At 49.1% G+C, this 13,859-nt stretch carries 21 protein-coding genes; 6 read left to right on the forward strand and 15 right to left on the reverse strand.

What is annotated here, in order from left to right:
• The first annotated feature begins 344 nt into the window (after positions 1-344).
• Positions 345-899, forward strand: a complete 555-nt coding sequence (locus tag FEK66_RS24755) for a gamma carbonic anhydrase family protein (protein ID WP_130206867.1) — start codon at positions 345-347, stop codon at positions 897-899.
• Here the strand turns inward: FEK66_RS24755 and FEK66_RS24760 are convergent.
• From FEK66_RS24760 to dprA, 6 genes are read right to left on the reverse strand one after another with little or no spacing between them, the layout of a single operon-like run.
• Complete coding sequence (locus FEK66_RS24760) at positions 875-1,132, reverse strand: DUF1488 domain-containing protein (protein WP_135495218.1); 258 nt, start codon at positions 1,130-1,132, stop codon at positions 875-877. The genes FEK66_RS24755 and FEK66_RS24760 overlap by 25 nt on opposite strands.
• On the reverse strand, positions 1,129-1,947 hold the full coding sequence (gene aroE, locus FEK66_RS24765; RefSeq protein WP_135495219.1) for a shikimate dehydrogenase: 819 nt from the start codon (positions 1,945-1,947) through the stop codon (positions 1,129-1,131). The genes FEK66_RS24760 and aroE overlap by 4 nt, the downstream gene beginning before the upstream one ends.
• 4 nt (positions 1,948-1,951) lie before the next feature.
• Positions 1,952-2,524, reverse strand: a complete 573-nt coding sequence (gene tsaC, locus FEK66_RS24770; protein WP_135495220.1) for an L-threonylcarbamoyladenylate synthase type 1 TsaC — start codon at positions 2,522-2,524, stop codon at positions 1,952-1,954.
• 4 nt (positions 2,525-2,528) lie between these two features.
• Complete coding sequence (locus FEK66_RS24775; RefSeq protein WP_001129723.1) at positions 2,529-3,071, reverse strand: type I DNA topoisomerase; 543 nt, start codon at positions 3,069-3,071, stop codon at positions 2,529-2,531.
• A gap of 28 nt (positions 3,072-3,099) precedes the next feature.
• Positions 3,100-3,573 (reverse strand): DUF494 family protein Smg, encoded by a 474-nt coding sequence (gene smg / locus FEK66_RS24780; RefSeq protein WP_000460680.1) that lies wholly within the window; start codon positions 3,571-3,573, stop codon positions 3,100-3,102.
• Positions 3,545-4,669, reverse strand: coding sequence for a DNA-protecting protein DprA (dprA, locus tag FEK66_RS24785; RefSeq protein WP_130206875.1), 1,125 nt, complete (start codon positions 4,667-4,669; stop codon positions 3,545-3,547). The genes smg and dprA overlap by 29 nt, the downstream gene beginning before the upstream one ends.
• A 129-nt stretch (positions 4,670-4,798) precedes the next feature.
• Here dprA and def point away from each other — a divergent pair, with 129 nt between their 5' ends.
• From def to mscL, 5 genes are all read left to right on the forward strand, one after another.
• Positions 4,799-5,308: a peptide deformylase gene (gene def / locus FEK66_RS24790; RefSeq protein WP_000114984.1), complete on the forward strand. Its 510-nt coding sequence runs from the start codon at positions 4,799-4,801 to the stop codon at positions 5,306-5,308.
• 14 nt (positions 5,309-5,322) lie between these two features.
• Positions 5,323-6,270: a methionyl-tRNA formyltransferase gene (fmt, locus tag FEK66_RS24795; RefSeq protein ID WP_135488565.1), complete on the forward strand. Its 948-nt coding sequence runs from the start codon at positions 5,323-5,325 to the stop codon at positions 6,268-6,270.
• 45 nt (positions 6,271-6,315) lie between these two features.
• Complete coding sequence (gene rsmB, locus FEK66_RS24800; protein WP_135495221.1) at positions 6,316-7,605, forward strand: 16S rRNA (cytosine(967)-C(5))-methyltransferase RsmB; 1,290 nt, start codon at positions 6,316-6,318, stop codon at positions 7,603-7,605.
• 21 nt (positions 7,606-7,626) lie between these two features.
• Positions 7,627-9,003, forward strand: coding sequence for a Trk system potassium transporter TrkA (trkA, locus tag FEK66_RS24805; RefSeq protein ID WP_000691382.1), 1,377 nt, complete (start codon positions 7,627-7,629; stop codon positions 9,001-9,003).
• Positions 9,004-9,132: 129 nt separating this feature from the next.
• Entirely contained in the window at positions 9,133-9,543 is a 411-nt protein-coding gene (gene mscL, locus FEK66_RS24810; protein WP_000022442.1) for a large-conductance mechanosensitive channel protein MscL, read from the forward strand.
• Here the strand turns inward: mscL and arfA are convergent.
• The 9 genes from arfA to rpmJ form a co-directional block, all read right to left on the reverse strand.
• A complete protein-coding gene (gene arfA, locus FEK66_RS24815; protein WP_042201146.1) occupies positions 9,540-9,758 on the reverse strand; it encodes an alternative ribosome-rescue factor ArfA in 219 nt (72 codons plus the stop codon). The genes mscL and arfA overlap by 4 nt on opposite strands.
• Positions 9,759-9,813: 55 nt before the next feature.
• Positions 9,814-10,239, reverse strand: a complete 426-nt coding sequence (zntR, locus tag FEK66_RS24820; RefSeq protein WP_059222259.1) for a Zn(2+)-responsive transcriptional regulator — start codon at positions 10,237-10,239, stop codon at positions 9,814-9,816.
• A gap of 10 nt (positions 10,240-10,249) precedes the next feature.
• On the reverse strand, positions 10,250-10,618 hold the full coding sequence (locus FEK66_RS24825; protein WP_135495222.1) for a DUF1992 domain-containing protein: 369 nt from the start codon (positions 10,616-10,618) through the stop codon (positions 10,250-10,252).
• 106 nt (positions 10,619-10,724) lie between these two features.
• Positions 10,725-11,108, reverse strand: a complete 384-nt coding sequence (rplQ, locus tag FEK66_RS24830; protein WP_001216368.1) for a 50S ribosomal protein L17 — start codon at positions 11,106-11,108, stop codon at positions 10,725-10,727.
• Between the two features lie 40 nt (positions 11,109-11,148).
• Complete coding sequence (rpoA, locus tag FEK66_RS24835; protein ID WP_001162094.1) at positions 11,149-12,138, reverse strand: DNA-directed RNA polymerase subunit alpha; 990 nt, start codon at positions 12,136-12,138, stop codon at positions 11,149-11,151.
• Between the two features lie 25 nt (positions 12,139-12,163).
• The gene (rpsD, locus tag FEK66_RS24840; protein WP_000135224.1) at positions 12,164-12,784 is read right to left on the reverse strand and encodes a 30S ribosomal protein S4; all 621 of its coding nucleotides are present in this window, start codon (positions 12,782-12,784) and stop codon (positions 12,164-12,166) included.
• A gap of 33 nt (positions 12,785-12,817) precedes the next feature.
• Complete coding sequence (gene rpsK / locus FEK66_RS24845) at positions 12,818-13,207, reverse strand: 30S ribosomal protein S11 (RefSeq protein ID WP_001029684.1); 390 nt, start codon at positions 13,205-13,207, stop codon at positions 12,818-12,820.
• A gap of 16 nt (positions 13,208-13,223) precedes the next feature.
• Positions 13,224-13,580 carry a 30S ribosomal protein S13 gene (rpsM, locus tag FEK66_RS24850; RefSeq protein WP_000090775.1) on the reverse strand — a complete coding sequence of 119 codons (357 nt, stop codon included), beginning with the start codon at positions 13,578-13,580 and terminating at the stop codon, positions 13,224-13,226.
• Positions 13,581-13,726: 146 nt separating this feature from the next.
• A complete protein-coding gene (gene rpmJ / locus FEK66_RS24855) occupies positions 13,727-13,843 on the reverse strand; it encodes a 50S ribosomal protein L36 (protein WP_000868187.1) in 117 nt (38 codons plus the stop codon).
• Positions 13,844-13,859 lie beyond the last annotated feature (16 nt).

Below are 13,859 nucleotides of genomic sequence, written 5' to 3' on the forward strand. Positions count from 1 at the left end.
TAAATTGTTAAAGAGCAGTTGCGACGCGGCTTTCAGCTCACTGTCGCGAGGTGGCGTATATTACGCTTTCCTCTTTCAGAGTCAACCCTGAATTTCAGGATTTTTCTCTTTGTTGTTACGACCATCTTGTGAAGTGTTTCACGTTGTCGTCTCAACGGAGGCGCATTATAGGGATCCCAATTTTTTGCACAAGTACTTTTTTGATCTTTTTTTCTGTTTGTTGTTTTTTCACCCTTTTTGCTGCATTCACACACAAAACGGTGCTTTTTTGCATACTAAAAGACTTGCACAAGGCCAATAATGCACCCAAAGTCATTAGTAAATCATTTATTGTTGAGGTAAGTATGTCTGATGTTTTACGCCCATACCGCGATCTTTTTCCACAAATCGGTCAGCGCGTAATGATCGACAGTAGTAGTGTGGTTATTGGTGACGCTCGCCTGGCTGATGATGTGGGGATCTGGCCGCTCGTTGTGATTCGTGGCGATGTGAATTATGTACAAATCGGTGCCCGCACTAATATTCAGGATGGTAGCGTCTTACACGTGACCCATAAATCAACGGCTAATCCACAAGGCAATCCGTTGATCGTCGGTGAAGACGTTACGGTTGGACATAAAGTGATGCTCCACGGCTGCACCATTGGCAATCGAGTTTTGGTTGGGATGGGCTCAATTTTACTTGATGGCGCAATAGTAGAAGATGATGTGATGATTGGTGCGGGTAGCCTGGTCCCACAAAATAAACGACTGGAGAGCGGATATCTGTATCTCGGTAGCCCCGTCAAACAGATCCGCCCGTTAAGTGATGAAGAGAAGGCTGGGTTACGCTATTCCGCAAATAATTACGTGAAATGGAAGGACGAATATCTGGATCAGGGTAACCAGACCCAGCCTTGATCATCTTCACTTTGTTCCTGAATTAAGTTTTCCGCTTCCTCTTCCAGGTCCCAGCGATGCTGACGAAAATTCGCTAACCACTGTTCTGGCGTATCTCCTGCAAAGCGGTTCGCCAGACTCTCTCCAATAATAGCGCAAGTGAGCTGCATACCATTTACAAGAGCTGGAAAACAAACGCATTTTTTACTCTCGTTCCACTCTTCCCTGTCTGGAAACTGGATGGCCTGATTCACGCGGACAACTCCTCCTGCAATTGCTTTATAACTGATGCTACGTCAGGCAGAACACCGTGCCAGAGAAGGAAGGCATGAGCCGCCTGCGCCACTAACATCCCCAATCCATCCGCATTACGTTTTGAGCCTTGCTGTTCACACCATGCCAGAAAGGGCGTTTTTCCCTTCTGGTAGAACATGTCATAACAACAAATACCTGAATGGACGAGCGATGCCGGGATCGCCGGAACATCTCCACTAATGCCACTGGATGTCGCGTTAATAATAAGATCGAACTCGTGACCATCCAGTTCGTCCATACCCAACGCCTGAACACTACCAGTGTGCGCAAACAATTTCGCCAACTCTTCCGCGCGAGAAACCGTTCGGTTAGTGATTGTCACCGCACAGTCCAGAGAGAGAAGCGGCAGTAATACCCCACGAGATGCCCCGCCAGCGCCGATAAGCAGAATACGTAAACCGGAGCGAATAAAAGACAGACGTTCTAGATCGCTTAACAAGCCTACACCATCGGTATTGTCACCCAGTAGGCGTCCATCTTCTAACCGCTTGAGGGTATTTACAGCACCAGCCAACGCTGCCCGTTCAGTAAGCTCATCCGCTCTGGCAAAAGCCTCTTCTTTAAAAGGCACTGTCACATTCGCACCTTTACCACCAGCACTAAAGAAAGCGTTTAGCGTGTTGATGAAATCATTGATAGGTGCCAGCACGCGGCCATAGGGATGTTCAATATTCAGTTGCTGTGCAAATTGCTGATGAATGAATGGCGATTTGCTGTGGGCTATCGGATTACCAAAAACAGCATAGGTTTCCATTATGTTACCCCTGTCGAAACAGTTCACCCGTCAGGGCATCACGAATTTCTGAAGGATTTAAACGACCGCCCGTTTCACCTAGCACAACCGGGAAATCAGCACCAAACTGTGCGTGAACTTCCTCTATTGTTCGACAAGGTGGTAATCCACTCAAGTTGGCACTGGTAGAAACTAGCGGTTTACCATAAGCCTGGCACAAAGCAACCACCAACGGATGCTCGGTGACTCGTACAGCAAGCGAATCAAAGCGGCCCGTCAACCATCGTGGTGTTGTCGCAGGCGCGGGAAAGACAAAAGTGACAGGACCAGGCCAGCGAGAAAAAATGGTTTCACGCTGCGCGTCAGTCAGCATGCTGTCATCAATATAGGGTTTAAGCTGCTCGTAATTTGCCGCGATTAAAATCAGCCCCTTATCAACCGGACGCTGTTTTAAATCCAACAGTCGCATCACTGCTGTTTCGCTATCAGGATCGCACCCGACACCAAAAACGGCTTCCGTTGGATAGGCGATGACACGTTCTTCATTGAGGACATCTATCGCAGCTGCGATAGCGTCTCCTTGCAGGTTATTATTCACGTTATTATTCCGCCGAAACCGGCTTTCCACATTGTTTACTGGCACAGAAATGTTTAACACCCTGCGCGGTTTTCTTTTCGATGAGTAGCGGATAATGACACTCAGGGCACTCTCCGGCTATTGGTTTGAAGTTAATAGCAAATTGACACTCAGGGTAGCGATCACAGGAGTGAAATGTTTTGCCATAACGGGAGCGCCGCTGGACCAGATGGCCCGTCCGACATTGAGGACAGGTAATTGCTGTTTCGTCCGGTTTATCGATAAGTTCGGTATGTTCGCATTCAGGATAGTTACTGCAACCAATAAACATACCAAAGCGTCCCTGGCGTAATACCAGATTTGCTCCGCATGCAGGGCAAACCTGCCCCTCCAGAACTTTGACGATATGCCCATCCGCTGAAGATTTCAGAGGACGGACGTAGTCACACGCCGGATACTGTGAGCACCCAAGAAACGGACCGTGTTTCCCGGATCGAATAACCAGTTCAGCCCCGCACTTTGGGCAGGACTCATTATTACGCACCGTGAACAGTGCTGATTTCGCCATAACAACTTATGCTGAATTAAAGAAATGATTAATGCAGCATACCTTCATTCACTTCAAAGAGTAATTCTTCCATTTGCTGGTACGCATTTTCGCAGCCCGGGATGTTGAACAACACCATCAGGATCACCCATTTCAGATCATCCAGTTCGAACTCTGCGTTATCCAGCGCGAGCACTCGCTCTATCACCATTTCACGGGTTTCAAGGTTGAGCACCTGAATCTGCTCAAGGAAAAGCAGAAACCCACGGCAGCTGGCATCCAGTCGTTCACACTCTTCCGGTGTATAAATACGCATGGAGAGAGGATCCGAGGCCAGTTGCATCGGTTCTGCCAACCCTTCCTGATAATCAGCAAGTTTTTCCAGCCATAGCAGGGCATTGTAGATATCTTCTCGCTCAAAACCTGCGTCGGTAAGATCCTGTTCAAGTTTGTCTTGATCCACACGCAACTCAGCTTCAGTGTGAATATAGGTTTCAAACAAATACATTAGTACGTCGAACATGGCATGCCCTCCTCAATCGGACATAGCCGCCGGGTACAGCTGCGATCCATCCTGCTAACTCCAGTTCAAGTAGTTGAGTAACTACCTCTGGCACAGGTTGGCCGGCACGTTCAGCGACGACGTCAACAGGTGTTACCTCATCTCCTACGTTAGCCAGGAGCTCAGGAAATGGCAATGCCACGTCTTCCTGATCTGATGAATAAAATGATTTTTCATGGGCATCTGGCAACCAGTGCAATCCATATTGCAAATTTTCCAGAATTTCTTCCGGTTCCGTCACAAGAATCGCACCTTGTTTTATAAGCCAGTGGGGGCCTTCACTTCCGGGACTCCCTAATGGACCGGGCAAAGCAAAGACTTCACGTCCCTGCTCAAGCGCACAACGCGCTGTCACCAGTGAACCACTGCGCAAAGCCGCTTCCACCACCAGTACACCTTTACTTAGACCACTAATAATGCGATTTCTTCGCGGGAAATTGTAAGCAAGAGGAGGGGTATCAAGGGGAAACTCCGAGACAAGAGCCCCACCATGTTCAAGCAGACTGGTAGCAAGTCGGGCATGGCGACGCGGATGAATGGTATTTAGCCCATTCCCCAGCACAGCAACACTGACACCATTTACCTGCAAGGCCGCTTTATGCGCTACACCATCGATTCCGCGCGCCAGCCCACTGGTAATTGTCACGCCTCGCGCCGCCAGCGCCTCACATAACAGCCGCCCCCACCGTTCGCCATACCATGAATGCGCCCGGCTTCCCACTACGGCCAACTGAAATGATTGCAGCGCTTGTAGATCACCAGCAACAAACAGTGCACCTGGATAATCAGCCGTTGCAATAAGTTGAGGAGGATAAAATTCACTGTCCGCTGGGATTAAATGATGGTTAGGTTGCTCCAGCCAACAAAGTGAGCTTTCAATACTCTGCTGTGAAAATGTAAGAAAGCGTTGTGCCTGTCGCGATGAAAGCCCTGTTTGCTGCAGTACAACTGCATCAATATTTGGCTGTTCTACCAGCCAGTGAGCAATGCGGACCATATCATCGCCGTACAAGCTGCTGATGCTCATTAAACGCAGCCAAATTTCGGTATCGACCATCCTTATCTCCCTGCCATAAGCAGCCTTAGCAATCTTTGCGATTGGTCAGTGATGCTGTCAATCAGAGGGGGATTTGTCTAGAATAGAAGAAATAATCTTTCTAACTCCTGAACACATCTCTGGAGATTTATGTCAGTTTTGCAAGTGTTACATATTCCGGACGAGCGGCTTCGCAAAGTTGCTAAACCGGTAGAAGAAGTGAATGCAGAAATTCAGCGTATCGTCGATGATATGTTCGAGACGATGTACGCGGAAGAAGGTATTGGCCTGGCGGCAACCCAGGTTGATATCCATCAACGTATCATTGTTATTGATGTTTCGGAAAACCGCGACGAACGGCTGGTGTTAATCAATCCGGAGCTTTTAGAAAAAAGCGGCGAAACAGGCATTGAAGAAGGTTGCCTGTCGATCCCTGAACAGCGTGCTTTAGTGCCGCGCGCAGAGAAAGTGAAAATTCGCGCCCTGGACCGCGATGGTAAACCATTTGAACTGGAAGCTGATGGTCTGTTAGCCATCTGCATTCAGCATGAGATGGATCACCTGGTCGGTAAACTGTTCATGGATTACCTGTCACCGCTGAAACAACAACGTATTCGTCAGAAAGTTGAAAAACTGGATCGTCTGAAAGCCCGGGCTTAAGGATAAGAACTAACGTGTCAGAATCACTACGTATTATTTTTGCGGGAACACCTGACTTTGCAGCGCGTCATCTCGACGCGCTGTTGTCTTCTGGTCATAACGTCGTTGGCGTGTTCACCCAGCCAGACCGACCGGCAGGACGTGGTAAAAAACTGATGCCCAGCCCGGTTAAAGTTCTGGCTGAGGAAAAAGGTCTACCCGTTTTTCAACCTGTTTCCCTGCGTCCACAAGAAAACCAGCAACTGGTCGCCGATCTGCAGGCTGATGTTATGGTCGTCGTCGCCTATGGGCTGATTCTGCCTAAAGCGGTGCTGGAAATGCCGCGTCTTGGATGCATCAATGTTCATGGTTCACTGCTGCCGCGCTGGCGCGGCGCCGCGCCAATCCAACGTTCGCTGTGGGCGGGTGATGCAGAAACTGGTGTGACCATTATGCAAATGGATGTTGGTTTAGACACCGGTGACATGCTCTATAAGCTCTCCTGCCCGATTACCGCAGAAGATACCAGCGGCACGTTATATGACAAACTGGCAGAGCTTGGCCCACAAGGGCTTATCGCCACATTGAAACAACTGGCAGACGGCACGGCGAAACCAGAAATTCAGGATGAAACTCTTGTTACTTACGCCGAAAAGTTGAGTAAAGAAGAAGCGCGTATTGACTGGTCACTTTCGGCAGCACAGCTTGAACGCTGCATTCGCGCTTTCAATCCATGGCCAATGAGCTGGCTGGAAATTGAAGGACAGCCGGTTAAAGTCTGGAAAGCGTCGGTCATTGATACGGTAACCAACGCTGCCCCAGGAACGATCCTTGAAGCCAACAAACAAGGCATCCAGGTTGCGACTGGTGATGGCATCCTGAACCTGCTCTCGTTACAACCTGCGGGTAAGAAAGCGATGAGCGCACAAGACCTCCTGAATTCTCGTCGGGAATGGTTTGTTCCGGGCAAGCGTCTGGCCTGATAGTCCACTCTTCTAAGCCCGGTCTTGCCGGGCATTTTTATACTTATGAAAAAACAACGTAATTTACGTAGCATGGCGGCCCAGGCCGTTGAACAAGTCGTCGAGCAAGGGCAATCATTAAGCAACATTTTGCCAGCGCTCCAGCAAAAGGTTTCCGATAAAGACAAAGCACTTCTTCAAGAGTTGTGCTTTGGCGTACTGCGCACGCTTTCACAGTTAGACTGGCTGATTAATAAGTTAATGGCCCGTCCGATGACAGGCAAACAGCGGACCGTGCATTACCTGATTATGGTTGGTTTGTATCAACTGCTTTATACCCGCATTCCACCGCATGCTGCGCTGGCTGAAACGGTTGAAGGCGCTGTCACAATTAAGCGCCCGCAACTTAAAGGGTTGATTAACGGCGTATTACGTCAGTTCCAGCGTCAGCAAGAAGAGTTATTAGCCGAGTTTAATGCCAGTGATGCACGTTATCTGCATCCTTCCTGGTTGCTGAAGCGTCTGCAAAAAGCGTATCCAGAGCAGTGGCAATCTATCGTTGACGCCAATAACCAGCGTCCGCCAATGTGGCTGCGCGTTAATCGTACGCATCATTCCCGCGACAGTTGGCTTGCATTGCTGGATGAAGCAGGAATGAAAGGCTTCCCGCATTCGGATTACCCTGATGCTGTACGGCTGGAAACACCTGCACCTGTTCATGCGCTACCCGGTTTTGAAGACGGATGGGTTACCGTTCAGGATGCATCAGCACAAGGTTGCATGACCTGGCTTGCGCCACAAAACGGTGAACACATTCTGGATCTTTGTGCCGCCCCCGGCGGTAAAACAACACATATCCTTGAGGTGGCACCAGAAGCGCAGGTTCTTGCGGTTGATATTGACGAACAGCGCCTCTCTCGCGTTTACGACAATTTAAAACGCCTTGGTATGAAGGCGACCGTGAAACAAGGTGATGGCCGCTCCCCTTCCCAATGGTGTGGCGAGCAACAGTTTGATCGCATTTTATTAGATGCGCCTTGTTCAGCAACGGGTGTGATTCGTCGACATCCGGATATCAAGTGGTTACGTCGTGATCGCGATATCCCGGAACTCGCGCAACTGCAGTCTGAAATTCTCGACGCCATTTGGCCGCATTTAAAATCCGGTGGAACCCTGGTCTATGCCACCTGTTCGGTGTTACCGGAAGAGAATAGCCTGCAGGTTAAAGCCTTTTTGCAACGTACCGCTGATGCCGAACTTTGCGACACCGGAACACCAGAACAACCGGGTAAGCAAAATCTGCCTGGTGCTGAAGAGGGCGACGGCTTCTTTTACGCTAAGCTAATCAAAAAGTGATGAGATAACGGGTCGCGACTGATGAAAATTATCATTCTGGGTGCCGGTCAGGTTGGCGGCACACTGGCGGAAAACCTGGTTGGCGAGAACAACGATATTACTGTTGTCGATACCAACGGTGAGCGTCTGCGGACCTTGCAGGATAAATTTGACCTGCGAGTCGTGCAGGGGCATGGCTCTCATCCACGCGTATTGCGGGAGGCAGGTGCCGACGACGCCGATATGCTGGTTGCTGTAACCAGTTCAGATGAAACCAATATGGTTGCCTGCCAGGTAGCCTACTCACTTTTCAACACCCCTAATCGCATCGCTCGTATCCGCTCACCAGACTACGTGCGCGATGCCGATAAGCTATTTCATTCAGATGCTGTACCGATTGATCATCTGATCGCACCAGAGCAGTTGGTTATCGATAATATTTACCGACTGATTGAGTATCCCGGCGCATTGCAGGTGGTGAACTTCGCTGAGGGCAAAGTGAGCCTTGCAGTGGTAAAAGCCTATTATGGTGGCCCGCTTATTGGTAATGCGCTTTCGACCATGCGCGAGCATATGCCACATATCGATACCCGCGTGGCGGCAATTTTCCGCCACGACCGTCCTATCCGCCCGCAAGGTTCGACTATTGTTGAAGCTGGTGATGAAGTGTTCTTTATTGCCGCCTCGCAGCATATACGCGCGGTGATGAGTGAATTACAGCGACTGGAAAAACCGTATAAGCGGATCATGCTGGTTGGTGGCGGTAATATCGGTGCAGGGCTGGCGCGTCGCCTGGAAAAAGATTACAGCGTCAAACTCATCGAACGTAATCAGCAGCGCGCTGCCGAACTGGCGGAAAAGTTGCAGAATACGATCGTCTTTTTTGGTGATGCGTCGGATCAAGAACTGCTGGCCGAAGAACATATCGATCAAGTTGATCTGTTTATTGCCGTCACCAACGATGACGAGGCCAATATCATGTCAGCCATGCTCGCCAAACGTATGGGTGCGAAAAAGGTGATGGTATTGATCCAGCGTCGCGCTTATGTGGATCTGGTTCAGGGGAGCGTGATCGATATTGCGATTTCACCACAACAAGCAACTATTTCTGCGTTGCTTAGTCATGTGCGAAAAGCAGATATTGTTGGTGTTTCCTCATTGCGCCGCGGCGTAGCAGAAGCTATTGAAGCCGTTGCTCACGGTGATGAAAGCACCTCGCGCGTTGTCGGCAGAGTCATTGATGAAATCAAGCTACCGCCAGGAACGATTATTGGAGCGGTGGTACGTGGAAACGACGTGATGATTGCCAATGACAATCTGCGCATTGAGCAAGGCGATCACGTAATTATGTTCCTCACAGATAAAAAGTTTATTACCGACGTCGAAAGACTCTTCCAGCCAAGTCCTTTCTTTTTGTAATTAATAAGGCGTCTAATGACGCCTTATTATTTCCCTTTGATTATCAAGGATTAATTAAATTCATTCCTGGCAGGAAAATGGCTTAACATTTGTTAGACTTATGGTTGTCGGCTTCATAGGGAGAATAACATGAGCATTATTAAAGAATTTCGCGAATTTGCGATGCGCGGGAACGTGGTGGATTTGGCGGTGGGTGTCATTATCGGTGCGGCATTCGGGAAGATCGTCTCTTCACTGGTTGCCGATATCATCATGCCACCTTTAGGCTTATTAATTGGCGGGATCGACTTTAAACAGTTTGCTGTCACGCTACGCGATGCGCAGGGGGATATCCCTGCTGTTGTGATGCATTACGGTGTCTTCATTCAAAACGTCTTTGATTTTCTAATTGTGGCCTTTGCCATCTTTATGGCGATTAAACTAATCAACAAACTGAATCGTAAGAAAGAAGAACCGGCAGCAGCACCTGCACCAACTAAAGAAGAAGTATTACTGACAGAAATTCGTGATTTGCTGAAAGAGCAGAATAACCGATCTTAACAAGCGCCTGAAAGCAGAAGGCCAGTGGTAAAAAAGTGATTTACTTTCTTGCCACTGGCCTCCCAGCTACCCCGATTGCCATGTTTTCCTTTTCGCATATAACTGCCTTTCCCTTTTTTATTTTTTTCTACACGCTGCCTGAACAAAGGGTCATGTAGTAATGCTTCAATCGCATTATCCTTTATCTGCCCTTTCGTATGCTGATATCGACTCATAAAAACTCCAGTTGGTTATTTAACGGCGCGAGTGTAATCCCGTCAGTGCAAAAAATCAACAACCTGCTTTGACACCGCTGGCTCCTTGTTCAAGAGCTTCAAGGATAGAGCAATAAACGCTGCTATGGGCGCTACCACAACAGGCATCGTTAAGACGTTGCAAGGAACGCTGCATGCTCTGCAACTCAGCTATCCGCGCTTCCACTTCCTGTAATCTTTCCTGCACAATACCTTTTGATTCCTGACAAGTATGATGTTCAGGATCGATACGGATCGAAAGTAACTCACGGATCGACTCAAGACTGAAACCAAGTTGTCTGGCATGCCGAATAAATTTCAACCGTTGGAGATCGCTTTCGGTATACAGGCGAAAGCCTCCTTCCGTACGAACTTCATGATCCATCATCTGCTGTTTTTCGTAATAACGTATTGTGTCGGGCGTAACTTCTGCCAGTTTTGCCAACTCACCAATGCGATACATAAATTATCTCTCAGTTGTCATTAATTTTATGCAGAAGCTTATCTGCATATTCGCCACGTAAAAATTCAGTACTCAAACCTGCTTGCCGCAGTTTCAACTCCAGTAAAGACAACTGACGGCTAACATCTTGATATTGCGGATCATCCTGACGGATACCGTTGAGAATATCCAGAAGCTGAATAGCTTCCTTGCGCTGCTCAAGTTCTGGCGGTAAACAGCCGGCACTCTTTAACAAGCGATAGCCCGCACGCAGTTCCGGCGGCACATGTGTGTCATCTTCCAGGATTAATGGTTCACCACTGCCTGGGAGATTTTCAAACTCACCTTTAGCCTGTGCTTCAGTAATATGGCGCTCTGCCCACTGGTCAAGTAACCACATAAATACTCCAGGGGATGAACAAAAAGAGTACAGCTATTGTAGATAAGTGGGGATACTACAGATATAAAAAAACCCGCCGGGGCGGGTTTTTTTACGTTGCTTCAGATTACTCTGCAGCAGCTTCTGCTTTCTCTGAACGATCAACCAGCTCGATGTAAGCCATCGGCGCGTTGTCGCCTGCACGGAAGCCACACTTCAGAATACGAGTGTAACCACCGGCACGGCTCGCGAAACGCGGGCCCAGTTCGTTAAACAGTTTTGCCACGATCTCGTTATCACGAGTACGGGCGAATGCCAGACGACGATTAGCAACGCTATCAGTCTTGGCAAGAGTAATCAGCGGCTCAACTACGCGGCGCAGCTCTTTCGCTTTAGGCAGAGTCGTCTTGATGATTTCATGACGAACCAGTGAACCTGCCATATTGCGGAACATAGCCTGGCGATGGCTGCTGTTGCGGTTCAGTTGACGACCACTCTTACGATGGCGCATGACCTTATCCTTCTCAGTAAAACCTTAACCTGTGATCCGGTTACTCGTCAGCGATGCTTGCCGGTGGCCAGTTTTCCAGGCGCATACCCAGAGACAGTCCACGGGAAGCCAGCACGTCTTTAATCTCAGTAAGAGATTTTTTACCAAGGTTAGGCGTTTTAAGGAGCTCAACCTCGGTACGTTGTACCAGATCACCGATATAGTGGATAGCTTCTGCTTTAAGGCAGTTAGCAGAGCGGACAGTCAATTCCAGATCGTCAACAGGGCGCAGCAGGATCGGATCGAACTCTGGTTTCTCTTCTTTCACTTCCGGCTGACGTACATCACGTAAGTCAACGAAAGCTTCCAGTTGTTCAGCCAGAATGGTTGCCGCACGACGAATCGCCTCTTCAGGATCGATTGTGCCGTTGGTTTCCATTTCGATGACCAGCTTGTCCAGGTCGGTACGCTGTTCTACACGCGCTGCTTCAACATTGTAGGCAATACGCTCTACAGGGCTGTAGCATGCGTCGACCAGCAGACGGCCGATTGGGCGCTCATCTTCTTCCGAATGAATTCGGGTAGAAGCCGGCACATAACCACGACCGCGCTGAACTTTGATACGCATGCTAATAGACGCGTTCTCATCGGTCAGGTGGCAGATCACGTGCTGCGGCTTGACGATTTCGACATCACCGTCGTGGGTGATATCGGCTGCAGTCACAGGGCCAATGCCAGATTTATTCAAGGTAAGAATAACTTCATCTTTGCCCTGAACTCTCACCGCCAGCCCTTTCAGGTTGAGCAGGATTTCCAGGATATCTTCCTGAACGCCTTCTTTGGTGCTGTACTCATGTAGTACACCATCAATCTCAACCTCGGTCACCGCGCAACCCGGCATCGATGAGAGCAGAATACGGCGCAGTGCGTTACCCAGAGTATGGCCAAAGCCACGCTCTAAAGGCTCAAGGGTCACCTTGGCGTGCGTCGAACTCACTTGCTCGATATCAACCAGGCGCGGTTTTAGAAACTCTGTCACAGAACCCTGCATTGTGTCCTCTCTTTGGTACTAAGCTTTACTTGGAGTAAAGCTCGACGATCAGGTGTTCGTTAATGTCCGCAGACAGATCAGAACGCTCCGGCTTACGCTTAAACGTACCTTCCATCTTGCCAGCATCAACTTCCAGCCAGGTTGGCTTTTCACGCTGCTCAGCCAGCTCCAGAGCGGCTTTCACGCGAGACTGCTTCTTCGCTTTCTCACGAATGCTTACAACGTCATTCGGACTAACCTGATAAGAAGCGATGTTAACAACACGACCGTTTACCATAATTGCTTTATGGCTAACCAGCTGGCGTGCTTCTGCACGAGTGGCACCGAAGCCCATACGGTATACAACGTTGTCCAGACGACCTTCCAGCAGAGCCAACAGGTTTTCACCGGTGTTGCCTTTCAGACGTGCTGCTTCTTTGTAGTAGTTACGGAACTGACGCTCCAGCACACCATAGATACGGCGAACTTTTTGCTTTTCACGCAACTGCACACCATAGTCAGACAGACGCGGTTTACGCGCACCGTGCTGGCCAGGAGCTTGTTCAATTTTACACTTGGTATCGATCGCGCGAACGCCAGACTTAAGGAATAAGTCGGTGCCCTCACGACGGCTCAGCTTGAGCTTAGGACCCAAATATCTTGCCATTTTCTTTCTCCAACAAACCTGGAAAACGAAGCGTTATACGCGACGTTTTTTCGGCGGACGACAACCGTTATGAGGGATCGGAGTCACATCAGTAATGTTAGTGATGCGGAAACCTGCGGCGTTCAGAGCACGAATAGTAGATTCGCGGCCTGGACCCGGACCTTTAACCATAACTTCCAGATTCTTGATGCCGTATTCTTTCACGGCGTCAGCGCAACGCTCTGCTGCAACCTGAGCTGCAAACGGAGTGGATTTGCGAGAACCACGGAAACCGGAACCACCGGCTGTTGCCCAACCCAACGCGTTACCCTGACGATCAGTGATAGTCACGATGGTATTGTTGAAAGAAGCATGGATATGAGCCACGCCGTCAGAGACTTGTTTTCTTACACGTTTACGTGCACGAATTGGTGCCTTTGCCATTATTCAATCACCCCGATTATTTCTTGATCGGTTTGCGCGGACCCTTACGGGTACGTGCGTTGGTCTTGGTACGCTGACCGCGAACCGGGAGACCACGACGATGACGCAAACCGCGATAGCAACCAAGATCCATCAGGCGCTTGATGCTCATGCTGATTTCACGGCGCAGATCACCTTCAACGACAAATTTGGCAACTTCGTCACGCAGCGTGTCGATTTGTCCTTCAGACAGCTCACTGATCTTAACATCTTCAGCGATACCCGCTGCAGCCAGGATGGCTTTAGAACGGGTCTTGCCGACGCCATAAATCGAAGTTAATGCGATTACGGCATGCTTATGATCAGGAATGTTAATGCCTGCTATACGGGCCACTATGCACTCCTACTATTTAATATGTACGTTCCATGCTGAAAAGCCCGTTTTCAGGATACTCAAATGGAAACGCACAGACATACAAAAGATTGGCTGGCTAATCTAGCCAGCTCAACCCAACTTTGCAAGAAAAATATGCGAATAAATCAGCCTTGGCGCTGTTTATGCTTCGGCTCGGCACTGCAAATCACACGGATGACACCATCACGCTTAACGATTTTGCAGTTACGGCATAATTTCTTGACGGAAGCACGAACTTTCATTTTTACTCTCCGTAAC

This window comes from Escherichia sp. E1130, assembly GCF_005781065.1.
GTDB lineage: Bacteria > Pseudomonadota > Gammaproteobacteria > Enterobacterales > Enterobacteriaceae > Escherichia.

Excerpts from the sequence above, each read along its gene's own strand:
- rpmJ (WP_000868187.1), bottom strand. The coding sequence starts at position 13,843 with ATGAAAGTTCGTGCTTCCGTCAAGAAATTATGCCGTAACTGCAAAATC.
- aroE (WP_135495219.1), bottom strand. The coding sequence starts at position 1,947 with ATGGAAACCTATGCTGTTTTTGGTAATCCGATAGCCCACAGCAAATCG.
- FEK66_RS24755 (WP_130206867.1), top strand. The coding sequence starts at position 345 with ATGTCTGATGTTTTACGCCCATACCGCGATCTTTTTCCACAAATCGGT.
- rpsD (WP_000135224.1), bottom strand. The coding sequence starts at position 12,784 with ATGGCAAGATATTTGGGTCCTAAGCTCAAGCTGAGCCGTCGTGAGGGC.
- dprA (WP_130206875.1), bottom strand. The coding sequence starts at position 4,669 with ATGGTCGATACCGAAATTTGGCTGCGTTTAATGAGCATCAGCAGCTTG.
- zntR (WP_059222259.1), bottom strand. The coding sequence starts at position 10,239 with ATGTATCGCATTGGTGAGTTGGCAAAACTGGCAGAAGTTACGCCCGAC.
- mscL (WP_000022442.1), top strand. The coding sequence starts at position 9,133 with ATGAGCATTATTAAAGAATTTCGCGAATTTGCGATGCGCGGGAACGTG.
- smg (WP_000460680.1), bottom strand. The coding sequence starts at position 3,573 with ATGTTCGACGTACTAATGTATTTGTTTGAAACCTATATTCACACTGAA.
- FEK66_RS24825 (WP_135495222.1), bottom strand. The coding sequence starts at position 10,618 with ATGTGGTTACTTGACCAGTGGGCAGAGCGCCATATTACTGAAGCACAG.
- rpoA (WP_001162094.1), bottom strand. The coding sequence starts at position 12,138 with ATGCAGGGTTCTGTGACAGAGTTTCTAAAACCGCGCCTGGTTGATATC.
- def (WP_000114984.1), top strand. The coding sequence starts at position 4,799 with ATGTCAGTTTTGCAAGTGTTACATATTCCGGACGAGCGGCTTCGCAAA.
- FEK66_RS24775 (WP_001129723.1), bottom strand. The coding sequence starts at position 3,071 with ATGGCGAAATCAGCACTGTTCACGGTGCGTAATAATGAGTCCTGCCCA.
- arfA (WP_042201146.1), bottom strand. The coding sequence starts at position 9,758 with ATGAGTCGATATCAGCATACGAAAGGGCAGATAAAGGATAATGCGATT.
- rsmB (WP_135495221.1), top strand. The coding sequence starts at position 6,316 with ATGAAAAAACAACGTAATTTACGTAGCATGGCGGCCCAGGCCGTTGAA.
- trkA (WP_000691382.1), top strand. The coding sequence starts at position 7,627 with ATGAAAATTATCATTCTGGGTGCCGGTCAGGTTGGCGGCACACTGGCG.
- rpsK (WP_001029684.1), bottom strand. The coding sequence starts at position 13,207 with ATGGCAAAGGCACCAATTCGTGCACGTAAACGTGTAAGAAAACAAGTC.
- rplQ (WP_001216368.1), bottom strand. The coding sequence starts at position 11,108 with ATGCGCCATCGTAAGAGTGGTCGTCAACTGAACCGCAACAGCAGCCAT.